This is a genomic window from uncultured Salinicola sp., from assembly GCF_937921195.1.
GTDB lineage: Bacteria > Pseudomonadota > Gammaproteobacteria > Pseudomonadales > Halomonadaceae > Salinicola.
Genome location: NZ_CALFQK010000109.1, coordinates 77,669 through 88,877, shown reverse-complemented (window position 1 = coordinate 88,877; position 11,209 = coordinate 77,669). Strand labels below are relative to the sequence as shown.

The 11,209-nt window shown below is 56.4% G+C and carries 8 protein-coding genes and 1 pseudogene; 4 read left to right on the top strand and 5 right to left on the bottom strand.

Going from position 1 to position 11,209, the window contains the following annotated elements; translation table 11 throughout:
- The first annotated feature begins 111 nt into the window (after nt 1-111).
- From ectA to Q0602_RS12630, 3 genes are all read left to right on the top strand, one after another.
- Entirely contained in the window at nt 112-699 is a 588-nt protein-coding gene (ectA, locus tag Q0602_RS12640) for a diaminobutyrate acetyltransferase (RefSeq protein ID WP_110632740.1), read from the top strand.
- A gap of 83 nt (nt 700-782) precedes the next feature.
- Nucleotides 783-2,048 carry a diaminobutyrate--2-oxoglutarate transaminase gene (gene ectB / locus Q0602_RS12635; RefSeq protein ID WP_110632736.1) on the top strand — a complete coding sequence of 422 codons (1,266 nt, stop codon included), beginning with the start codon at nt 783-785 and terminating at the stop codon, nt 2,046-2,048.
- Between the two features lie 103 nt (nt 2,049-2,151).
- The gene (locus Q0602_RS12630; RefSeq protein ID WP_071230021.1) at nt 2,152-2,544 is read left to right on the top strand and encodes an ectoine synthase; all 393 of its coding nucleotides are present in this window, start codon (nt 2,152-2,154) and stop codon (nt 2,542-2,544) included.
- Between the two features lie 351 nt (nt 2,545-2,895).
- Here the strand turns inward: Q0602_RS12630 and Q0602_RS12625 are convergent, their stop codons facing one another.
- On the bottom strand, nt 2,896-4,602 hold the full coding sequence (locus tag Q0602_RS12625) for a peptidoglycan DD-metalloendopeptidase family protein (RefSeq protein ID WP_071230020.1): 1,707 nt from the start codon (nt 4,600-4,602) through the stop codon (nt 2,896-2,898).
- Between the two features lie 138 nt (nt 4,603-4,740).
- Nucleotides 4,741-6,201 carry an apolipoprotein N-acyltransferase gene (gene lnt, locus Q0602_RS12620; RefSeq protein ID WP_071230019.1) on the bottom strand — a complete coding sequence of 487 codons (1,461 nt, stop codon included), beginning with the start codon at nt 6,199-6,201 and terminating at the stop codon, nt 4,741-4,743.
- A gap of 220 nt (nt 6,202-6,421) precedes the next feature.
- Between lnt and Q0602_RS12615 the strand changes: the two genes are divergently transcribed.
- Nucleotides 6,422-9,073, top strand: a complete 2,652-nt coding sequence (locus Q0602_RS12615) for a heavy metal translocating P-type ATPase (protein ID WP_298843755.1) — start codon at nt 6,422-6,424, stop codon at nt 9,071-9,073.
- 521 nt (nt 9,074-9,594) lie between these two features.
- Here Q0602_RS12615 and Q0602_RS12610 read toward each other — a convergent pair.
- The 3 genes and pseudogenes from Q0602_RS12610 to Q0602_RS12600 form a co-directional block, all read right to left on the bottom strand.
- The gene (locus Q0602_RS12610; RefSeq protein ID WP_071231182.1) at nt 9,595-10,500 is read right to left on the bottom strand and encodes a cation diffusion facilitator family transporter; all 906 of its coding nucleotides are present in this window, start codon (nt 10,498-10,500) and stop codon (nt 9,595-9,597) included.
- A 313-nt stretch (nt 10,501-10,813) separates the two neighbouring features.
- Nucleotides 10,814-10,975 carry a metal-sensing transcriptional repressor gene (locus tag Q0602_RS12605; protein ID WP_239496096.1) on the bottom strand — a complete coding sequence of 54 codons (162 nt, stop codon included), beginning with the start codon at nt 10,973-10,975 and terminating at the stop codon, nt 10,814-10,816.
- Between the two features lie 76 nt (nt 10,976-11,051).
- A pseudogene (locus Q0602_RS12600) lies at nt 11,052-11,189 on the bottom strand (IS3 family transposase); the annotation flags it as partial.
- Nucleotides 11,190-11,209: the final 20 nt, after the last annotated feature.

Here is an 11,209-nt window from a genome sequence, read left to right as displayed (position 1 = left end):
CCAGCATATAAATATTCATTATTGAACTGGTTGAGTAAAATAACCTGCGGTTTGAAGCTTGCTTCACTCGCTGTTATCCTTGAATTCAAATTCGCCATAGCGACGATGACGATGACCAACCCCAATCCGGCATTTACGCCGTCGGCAGACTTGGCAAGGCCTACCGTGGCCGATGCCGTCGTTGGCAAGCCCGATATGCCACTGTTCATTCGCAAGCCCACCACGGAAGATGGGTGGGGGATCTATGAACTGGTCAAGGCCTGCCCGCCGCTCGATGTCAATTCCGGTTATGCCTATCTGTTGCTGGCAACGCAGTTCCGCGACAGCTGTGCCGTCGCGACGACGGAAGATGGTGAAATCGTCGGATTCGTGTCCGGCTACGTCAAAGCTGCCGCTCCCGATATCTATTTCCTGTGGCAAGTCGCGGTCGGGGAAAAGGCACGGGGCACCGGCCTGGCTAGACGCCTGGTCGAAGCCGTGCTGACTCGGCCGGAATTGGCAGGGCTGAATCATCTCGAAACCACGATCACGCCGGACAATCAGGCCTCATGGGGCTTGTTCAAGCGTCTGGCGGATCGCTGGCAGGCGCCCCTCATCAGTCGCGAATACTTTTCGACCGATCAACTGGGCGGAGAGCACGACCCGGAAAACCTCGTCCGGATCGGCCCGTTCGACCCCCAACGTATCCAGGGCGGGTAAGGTCTGCGTTGTCACGCATGTCTTATGCCAGCACGCCTTATCCACGCTCCCCACGACATCCACACTCCCATTACGGAGGTTGTATGCAGACTCAGATTCTCGAACGCATGGAATCCGAAGTCCGGACTTATTCTCGCTCTTTTCCAATTGTTTTCACCAAGGCCCAGGGCGCGCGCCTGATTGCCGAGGATGGCCGCGAGTACATCGATTTTCTCGCTGGCGCCGGCACGCTCAATTACGGTCATAACCATCCGAAGCTTCAGGAAGCGCTGGTCGAATACATCACTTCCAACGGTATCGTCCATGGTCTGGACATGTGGACCGCCGCCAAGCGCGACTACCTCGAGACGCTGGAAGAAGTGATCTTCAAACCGCGTGGGCTGGACTACAAGGTTCATTTGCCGGGCCCGACGGGTACCAACGCTACCGAAGCCGCGATTCGCCTGGCTCGAGTGGCGAAGGGTCGTCATAACATCGTCACCTTCACCAATGGCTTCCATGGCGTCACCATGGGCGCACTGGCAACGACCGGCAACCGCAAGTTCCGCGAAGCGACCGGTGGCATCCCGACCCAGGGTGCCAGCTTCCTGCCGTTCGATGGTTATCTCGGGGAAGGCACCGACACACTCGACTATTTCGAGAAGCTGCTGAGTGACAAGTCTGGCGGGCTCGACGTGCCGGCCGGCGTGATCGTCGAGACGGTGCAGGGCGAGGGCGGTATCAACCCGGCAGGCCTGGACTGGCTGAAGCGTCTGGAAGGCATCTGCCGCGCGCATGACATCCTGCTGATCGTCGACGACATCCAGGCAGGTTGTGGCCGTACCGGCAAGTTCTTCAGCTTCGAGCATGCCGGCATCGTGCCTGATATCGTCACCAATTCGAAATCGCTGTCCGCTTATGGCCTGCCGTTCGCCCACGTGCTGATGCGCCCCGAATTGGATAAGTGGAAGCCTGGCCAGTACAACGGCACATTCCGTGGTTTCAACATGGCTTTCGTGACAGCGGCGGCCGCGCTCAGGCATTTCTGGAGCGACGACACCTTCGAGCGCGACGTCCAGCGTAAAGGGCGTATCGTCGAAGAGCGCTTCGCCAGGATTGCCGCGATGCTGACCGAAATGGGTTATCCCGCGAGCGAGCGTGGCCGCGGTCTGATGCGCGGTATCGATGTGCGCGACGGCGACGTGGCGGACAAGATCACGGCGAAAGCCTTCGAGAACGGGCTCATCATCGAAACCGCGGGGCAGGATGGTCAAGTCGTGAAGTGCCTGTGCCCGCTGGTGATCAGCGATGAAGACCTCCTCGAAGGTCTGGATATTCTGGAGCGCAGTGCCAAGGAAGCCTTCGCCTGAGGCGGAAACTGACACGACGCACAATAGGGCGGCCCTCCTTCAACGAGCATGGGGCCGTCTCTCATGTCATCTTTTGACGAGTCACCCACCAGGAGTTGTATCGATGATCGTACGTAATCTTCAGGAATGCATGAAAACCGACCGCTTCGTCGAAGCCGAGAACGGCAACTGGGACAGCACTCGGCTGATGCTGGCCGAAGACGGTTGTGGGTTTTCATTCAACATCACGCGTATTCATCCGGGTACGGAAACCCATATTCATTACAAGAACCACATCGAAGCAGTGTTCTGCTACGAAGGTGAGGGTGAAGTGGAAACCATCGCCGATGGCAAGATCCATACCATCAAGGCCGGCGACATGTATTTGCTCGACCAGCACGATGAGCATTGGCTGCGTGGCAAGGAAAAGGGCATGACCGTTGCCTGTGTCTTCAGCCCTGCGCTAACTGGCCGTGAAATTCACCGCGAAGACGGCTCCTACGCACCGGCCGAGTAAATCTCAACGCGCCATCGTTCATTCAGGCACAAAAAAAGACCGCTTATGCGGTCTTTTTTTGATCCTGACCTCCTCCCAGAAACCGGATCCACCGGCAATGTGAAATTCCCGCTACGTTTATTCTGATAGCACGAGATCTCGCGATGGAGCCTCGACTTGGTGCCGTGAAAACAGAATACCAACGGACTAATTCGCCAGTAATTTTGAAGGGTACGGCCTTTCGAGAAGTCATCGACGCTGAGCTGCGGTAGGTCGTAGAGAGGCTCAACAACCTGCCCGCAGCGTCTGGGTTATCAGACTCCGGTCCAAGTATTTTGAGTGGATACTCAGGCTCATTGGAAATGCGTTTTTCTAAGGTAATTTCGATTGGCTAGCAATCATAGATAAAGTTGTGTCGTGATCAATCTGAGCTAAGAACTGCTTGGCCTCCTTTTGAAAGGCTGCTAATGCTTGTCCAGATAGCTGCTTGCCTTCCGGCAATTTGACGCGCATGGCGTCGACTTGATTATTGTTAACCATTAATTCGTAATGAAGATGAGGCCCCGTGCTACGACCCGTATTGCCGGATAGTGCAATCTTCTGGCCTCTGGAAACGCGCTCGCCTTCAGATACCAAGCGTTTGGATAGGTGCATATAGCGAGTCTTGTAGCCGTTGTCATGGCGGATCACAACGTAGTTTCCAGCGCCATTTGCTTGATAGGCCGATTTGACAACACGTCCATTTGCTGGAGATTGAATCGAAGTGCCAATGGTTACTGCAAAGTCAGTGCCTCGATGCGGACTAACTCGGCCAGTGATTGGGTGCTTTCGCCGCAAGTTAAAAGGCGAGCTTATCCTGTAGTCGCCTTTAAACGGCTTCCGGTTAAATGCCGGGGAGAGGCTGTAGCCTTCAGAGGTATAAAAATTGTCATCAGCAGGATTCCTAACGATAGCTAGGTCTCTTTTATTGCCTTTGTAGTGAGCAGCAAGGATGCGCGAATCAGCAGCCTGACCCTCAATCATATCGGTTTCTACCAAAACTCGGAATTGATCTCCTCGCCGGGCAGCACGGCGAAAATTTATCTTTTTCGAAAGTAGATCGCTCAGATCAGACACTTCTGAGTAAGATAAGCCAGTGGCGCTGGCTGACTGAGCAAAACTGCCATTGACGGTTCCTGAAAACAATCGCTCCGTTTTCCGAGCCGTTTTTTCAAGACGAGTAACCTCAAAGCTCTTGCTGTCGTGGTCGCGTTCAATCAGGAGGCCGGAATGTGCATCCTCCATGATTCGCAGTGCCAATAATTCACCAGATTCGTTAATTTTAAAGTCAAAGTTATCACCGACACGCCAGCGAGTGAATGTCCTTTCGTCCGGGATTTCTTCGAGAAGCTGCATAACTTCATCATAGCCTAGTCCCAGAATGCGTTCGGCCATGTCCGCGAAAGTATCGCCGGATTGAATGGTATAAGTTTCCCAAGATGGGACGAATCTTTCGTTGGCTACCAGTTCTTCTTCCATGTCTACTTTTTCATCGTTATGTATTAGGTCGACAGATAAACCAACATCGGAAGTCCCGCCAACTTTGCGATCGTTGGCTTCTGTTGACGAGTCGGTAAGTCGAATCGCCATGTGCAGCGCCTGGCTATCCAGTTCGCTAGCGTCTTTAGTACTTTCCGGCTTGGTTGTAGGAACGCTGGGGTTTAATGGTGTAGCCGCACGAACAACGCTGTCTTGGACAGTTGTTTCAGAAACGCGAGTAGTTTCAACTTCGTCTGTTACCAATAGGAGGCTTTGCGGCGAGCCTGCCGTGGGCTTGGTAAGTCCGGTGGAAGCCTGAGCGGGGCCCGTATATTTGTAGTTGGTGCTGACTTTAACAGCTGTCATGGTGTCAGCTTGAGCTTGGAAGCGAGTAGATAACTCAATGCTTGGCGAACTAGCCTCGTTAAGGGGCGCATCATCTCCATTAGAAGCTTTTAACACAGAGAAGATTTCCTGCGCTCCTAGTAACGTGACTAGCGTAGCTATAGGTAAAATCAGTAATTTTCGGCTGCGAGGCAGGAAGCGAAGGATTCTTAGCATGAGAGCTTATGATAGACCAAGTGAAGTGAAATGGCGGCACTTTACCCCAAACAACACGATGTGCCTACCCTACAGGGCAAGCCTCTGCGCATAATGACATTTTGTAGTGGCTTGCCTAACTGTCGATAACGGTGTCTTTTAGCTATTTCGCCTGCGTACCCCGGATATAACCAGCGCTGCTGACAATAGCCAGGTTGGCCAGCTTCCGGTGCGTGTGAATGGCGTTTCTCCCCGCATGGCCCGGATTTCTCCGTTGAGGGTGGTCATCCTGAATTGAGTCGCGCGATCGATAATGCGACCTTGCGGGTCGATGATGGCCGTCACCCCATTGTTCGTTGCCCGCATAACATAGCGACCATTTTCAAGGGCGCGTAGCCGGGCCATTTGCAGATGCTGAAGCGGCCCGATGGAGTCACCGAACCAGGTGTCGTTGGACACCGTGAGCAACACCTCAGCGTTATCGGCGCGTTGTGCCACTAAGTCCGGGAAAATAATTTCGTAACAGATCGCCGTGCCGATGCGCAGTCCAGCGGCTCGGATCGGGCCTTGTTCGGAATTGCCTGCCGTGAAGTCTGACATCGGCAGATCAAAGAAAGCGATAATGCCACGTAGCTGTTTTTCCATCGGGATGTATTCACCGAACGGTACCAGATGCGACTTGCGGTACACATCCGTAACCTCGCCGGCACCGACTACGGCATTGTAATAGCGGCCCGAGTCGTCGCGCTGCACGATACCGGTGAGTAGTTCGGCTCCTGATGGCAAAGTAGCCTTAACCCGCTCCAACAGCGGCTCGGCTTGACGCTGATACATAGGAATCGCCGTTTCCGGCCAGATAACCAGATCTATGTCTTCAGCAATGTTGCGGGTCAATCGGGCATAGGTGCTGACTGCGTTACGCTGCCCCTCGTTTGTCCATTTGCTTAGCTGGGGTAGATTGCCCTGTAACAGGCTCACTTGTACGGGCTCCTTGCTGGGTATGGTCCACTGAGTAGGAAGCATCAAGGGGAACAGCCATAGAGCGGCGATCGTGCCCCCTGCCCACCAGCGTCGACGCAGGAACTCCACCCCCAGCGTGCCCGTCAGGGCGGTAACCAATGTCAACAGCAGCACCCCGCCAACCGGGGCCAATGGTGCTAAAGGAGAATCGACGTGCGCGCTCCCCAGCAATAGCCAAGGGAAACCGGTGAAAAGGTATGTCCGTAGCACTTCAATCAACACCCACGCGCCGGCGAAGGAGAGAAAGGCTAGACGCGAGCCAGTAAAGCGCCGATAGAACCAGAAGGGAATGGCATAGAAAAGCGCCAAGGTGGCGGCAAACAGGGCTGTAAGGAAAACCGATAGCGGCACCCCCGTGTAACCGTACTCATGGATCGACACGTAGACCCATGAGGTTCCCGTGGCGAACAGCGCGATGCCATAACACCAGCCTCGCAGGGCTGCCTGACCCGGTGTCAGGTCATCCAGGCCTGAGTAAATGAGGCCGACGGCGACCGGCCCCAGCCACCAAAGCTCGAAGGGAGAGAAGGTTAGCGTCGTTAGAGCCCCTGCGAAGACCGCTAACACGCATCCCATCCAGGGGCGACAGGAAAATCGCATGGGTTGCTCCTTAACGTGACGGGCCACTTTTATCAAAAACGCCTCGGAAAAACATTATGGCCATTCTCAAAAGTCATGCTTCTATTGGCCGTCGCAGTCGTTCGCAAGTCGTTTTCTACCCGCCTCGCATGCTTCACTACCAGTAAGACGATGCGGCTTGACTCTATAGCCACTAGAAGGTTTAGAGTTTAAACACAGAAATTGAACGAGGTAACTTTTCATGCCAGCTACAAATCCCGAAGTATCCGATAACCCATACCAGTGGACCGTTCAAGGCATGGACTGTCCAAGCTGCGCCGGCAAGATCCGTGGTGCGGTGGAACGCCTGAAAGGCGTTTCCGACGTTCAGGTTTCGGTGATGAAGGAGACGCTGAGGCTTGGGCTGGACACGCGACAAACCTCGATGGAGCAAGTCGAGAAGACCGTCAAGCGGCTTGGCTATGGCGTCCAGTTCAAGCCCGCTGCCGCTGGACAGGATAGTGATCCGGACGAGAGCCATTCACACGGCGGCTGTGACGGTAGCCAGGCTCACGACCACGACCACTGTCACGGACATGACTATGACCATGACCATGACCATGACCATGACCGCGACGTGACGATGGCGACAGCCGAAGAGGCCGATACCGAGGGCACGCTCAGTTGGAAGGTCGGCGGCATGGACTGTGCCAGTTGCGCGGCGAAAATTCGTGGCGGTGTAGAGAACCTGCCGGGAGTCTCCGACGTCAAAGTGTCGGTCATGAACGAGACGCTCACGCTGAAGCTCGACGAACAGCAAACCTCGCCGGACAGCGTCGAGAAATCGATCAAGCGGCTCGGTTACAGTGTAACGCCGCGCACCGCCATAACCGGTAATGGCTCCAATGGCGCCAGCTCCACAGCTGACGAAGGCGTCGCCGAGGCAGTGTCGGCCTCACCGAAACGCTGGTTTCTGCATGGCAAGGGCCGGCTGGTGGTCATGACCGGGGCTGTCCTGCTGGCCGCCGTGGCGGTGCGCCTGGTGGCCTCGGAGTCTCTGGCTTATTGGGGCTTCATCCTGGCGTGTCTGGTCGGGCTGGTTCCCGTAGCGAAACGTGCTTTTTCCGCTGCACGAGCGGGCATGCCATTCACGATAGAAATGCTGATGACCATCGCTGCCGGTGGCGCGCTGATCATCGGTGCCGCCGAGGAGGCGGCGCTGGTGGTCTTCCTGTTCGCCGTCGGCGAAGTGCTTGAAGGGGTGGCCGCGGATCGTGCCCGCTCGAGTATTCGCGCGCTGGGTGATCTAGTGCCCAAGAGCGCGCTGGTCGAAGACGCACAGAGGGCGACTCGCAAGGTCAATGCCGCGAATCTGAAGATTGGTCAGGTCGTCGTCGCGCGACCCGGCGACCGGATTCCTGCCGATGGGCAGATCATTGAAGGAACGTCTTCTATCGATGAATCGCCGGTGACCGGTGAATCGGTGCCCAAGAGCAAGACCCTCGACGAGTCGGTCTTCGCCGGGTCCATCAATAATGATGCCGTGCTGCGTATTCGCGTCACCAAGGCGCCCGAAGACAATACCATCGCGCGGATCATCCGCTTGGTGGAAGAAGCACAGGAAGCCCGTGCGCCCACCGAGCGTTTCATTGATCGCTTCAGCCGTGTCTATATGCCCGCTGTGGTCGGTACCGCGCTACTCGTTGCGATCATTCCTCCGCTACTTTTCGGCGGCGCTTGGGGTGAATGGACTTATCGAGCCCTGGCGCTGCTGTTGATTGGCTGCCCGTGTGCGCTGGTAATTTCGGTACCGGCTTCGATCGCCTCGTCGCTGTCTACCGGGGCACGCCGCGGGCTATTGTTGAAGGGGGGCGCGGTGATCGAGTCCACCGCCAAGGCTAGCCTCGTGACCTTCGACAAGACCGGCACCCTGACCGCCGGGAAACCAGTCGTTACCGACGTGCAAGCGGCTGCCGATGACCACGATGAGGCTGATGTCGTTGCCTTGGCCGCCAGTGTCGAGGCCGGCTCCAGCCACCCGCTCGCCGAGGCGGTGTTAAGTCATGCCGAATCGCGTCATATCGCGTTTTCTCAAGGGGCGGACGCACGCGTCATCGCCGGCCATGGTGTCGAGGCAAGCGTGGACGGTCATCGTAGCTATGTCGGTTCGCCACGCTACGCTGAAGACCAGGGCGTACTGACAGAGGCTCTGAAGACGCGGATCGCTGCGCTGGAGGAGCAGGGCAAGACGGCCGTCGTGGTGTTTAGGGACGGCGCGATCGTCGGACTGATTGCCATGCGTGACGAGCCGCGCACGGACGCCATCGACGGCATCAAGGATCTCCAGGCACTGGGCATCCGCTCGGTGATGCTGACCGGTGACAACCCCCGTACCGCGAAAGCGATTGCCGATCCGCTGGGCATCGAGTTCCAGGCAGGCTTGCTGCCTGACGACAAGGTCACGGCAATCAAGGGAATGGTCGCCAAGGACCGGGTGATCATGGTGGGCGACGGGATCAACGACGCGCCTGCACTCGCCACCGCCGACGTCGGCGTGGCCATGGGCTCGGGCACCGATGTCGCCCTGGAAACGGCCGATGGCGCCTTGCTGCGTAATCGCGTGACCGACATAGCGACTATGATTCGTCTGGCTCGCGCCACCATGAACAATATTCGCCAGAACATCACCATCGCGCTGGGCCTGAAGGCGGTATTCCTGTTGACGACCATGTTTGGTCTGACCGGGTTGTGGGTGGCTATCATGGCTGATACCGGCGCCACCGTACTAGTGACGCTGAATGCGCTGCGTCTGTTACGGTTCGAGAATCGACAGGGCCCGACACGCGGCGGTGGAGCCTCCGTCAATGTGCCGCCGGAAAGCTCGGGCCAGGCCGCTTCGCCGGCGAGTGCTTGAAGGCGAGTGCTAGAGCTAGACATCGACCAGGGAAGGTGATCATGGATAGCATTTGGATGGTGTTCGGCCTGGCATTGCTTCCCGCGTTGGGAAACTTCGGTGGCGGGCTGGTTGCGGAGGTCTCGCGGACGCGTGGCATGTCGCATACACAGAAATAACGGATTATTGACATTGAGGACGACGGCGTGGGTATGGAAGCGTCCGCATTGTCGCAACTTGGTCAGCAAGAGAAACGCCTCAATGAAAGCAGCACGGTTCATGCTGTCCTATTGGCAGAACGCCGAGAGTCACATGGTCATCGTAGCGAGAATGGATTCATAAACACTTCCAGCCAGGCATAGAGCCCATGACATCTCCACACCCCCGATCTTGGCGTGGATATGCCGCTGGTCTCGTCAACCGAAAGGTGTCCGCACGACGGCAGGAGCGGTTCAGAAGCAGGCAAGCCCCCTAGGGGGCTTGCTATTCTTTATTGACGCTGTTACATGCAGCCTAGACGGGGCTCTGCTGCCTGTGGTCTCCTAATTCACATCACCAGCCCCGCAATCAGGATCGGCATCACAAACGTGACGGATAGCGGCATCCTCGGGTTGTAAGGTGGTGTGCTCAATACCGAAGCGCCCCCGCAATATCGTTTGCAACTGCGGCAGTATCTCTTCCCATCGTCCCATCGCTTCCACATCAATATGCGCCGCTAGAGCTTGACTGTTTGATGATAGGCTCCAGATATGCATGTCATGGATAGCAAAAACGCCGTCGACCCGGACAAGGGCGCAGCCGACTTCATGTGCATCGATTCCTTCTGGCACGCCTTCCATCAACACTTGCGTCACCTCACGCAGTAGTCGAACGGCGGATACCAGAATCAATAGGCTGACGAAAAGAGACAGGATCGGGTCCGCAATGGGCGGCCCGCCCAGATAAATGACCGCCCCGGCAACCAGCGCAGCGACCGAGCCCAGCAAGTCTCCCATTACGTGCAGGAGCGCTCCGCGAACGTTTATAGTCTGCTCTCCACGCATCAGCGCCCAAGCCACTGCGATATTCACCAGCAAACCGAGCCCGCCGATCGCCAAAACCATGCCACCGGCAACAGCGGGGGTGTCTGCCATGCGGCGGATCGCTTCATAGGCGATAAATACAATCACTCCGAACATAAACAGCACGTTAAACAGGGCTCCGAGAATTTCGGCGCGCTTGAGTCCAAAGGAATGCTGACGCGATGCCGGCTTCTTGGCCAGCCAAGCGGCGAAGGCACCAATCCCTAACGACAATGAATCGGTAAGCATGTGGCCTGCGTCCGATAACAGGGCAAGCGAATCAGCTATCAGGCCGCCGAATACTTCGACAGCTGCAAAACCTGTAGTGAAGACCAGTGCAAACAACAAGGTCTTGCCGCCACTATGGCTATGATTGTGGTCTGACATTGATGCCTCCTTCGTATATTGGCCATCGAGATTCCCCGCGAGCCGCTCTCACTCTCTATCAGGCCATTGGGTCGATATGTTTTTCCGCGCTAATGAAAGGCAGTTTGCACCTGCCACATTACGATTGGATATATTCACAAAGGAAGCCGTGGCTCGCCACGGCTGTCGTCCCGTAGCAGAAGTCATCCTAGTCGCTGGTGATCGTCGTACCGGCGCCAGTGCCTTTGAGCCTTTTCTTCGAGCGGGTGGTGGTGGTCTTGCTTTTTTACTCTCATTCATTTTGAGTCTTCCGTGTGCCAGGCTTTTATCTGCCTTACTTGAGGTAGGACTTAATGACCTGTAGTACCGCGTCCAAGTCTTGTTGCCGCTGCGCCAGTTCGGGCTCCCTGACGACGTGATCAGTCAGGTGCCCCTCCATGACGGCGGCCATCAACCCATTCACCGCCCCGCGAATCGCGGCGATCTGTTGCAGCACTCATCGGCACGCTTTTGTGATCGATAGCCATCACACGAAATGGCCATCGTGAAATAACGAAGAGGCACAAGGAACGTCATGCATGCATGTAGGGGCGCTGCTGGTTGTAGCGCAGCATCAGGTAGAAGCCGATATCCCGTAAAGCCTAACGCACCGATAAGTAACCGGTCGCGGACATCCATTCGCTCTTGTAGCTTCGAAATAACCGCTCCATGGACAAATTGGCCCCGCTTG

Excerpts from the sequence above, each read along its gene's own strand:
- Q0602_RS12630 (WP_071230021.1), top strand. The coding sequence starts at position 2,152 with ATGATCGTACGTAATCTTCAGGAATGCATGAAAACCGACCGCTTCGTC.
- lnt (WP_071230019.1), bottom strand. The coding sequence starts at position 6,201 with ATGCGATTTTCCTGTCGCCCCTGGATGGGATGCGTGTTAGCGGTCTTC.
- ectA (WP_110632740.1), top strand. The coding sequence starts at position 112 with ATGACCAACCCCAATCCGGCATTTACGCCGTCGGCAGACTTGGCAAGG.
- Q0602_RS12625 (WP_071230020.1), bottom strand. The coding sequence starts at position 4,602 with ATGCTAAGAATCCTTCGCTTCCTGCCTCGCAGCCGAAAATTACTGATT.
- ectB (WP_110632736.1), top strand. The coding sequence starts at position 783 with ATGCAGACTCAGATTCTCGAACGCATGGAATCCGAAGTCCGGACTTAT.
- Q0602_RS12615 (WP_298843755.1), top strand. The coding sequence starts at position 6,422 with ATGCCAGCTACAAATCCCGAAGTATCCGATAACCCATACCAGTGGACC.
- Q0602_RS12610 (WP_071231182.1), bottom strand. The coding sequence starts at position 10,500 with ATGTCAGACCACAATCATAGCCATAGTGGCGGCAAGACCTTGTTGTTT.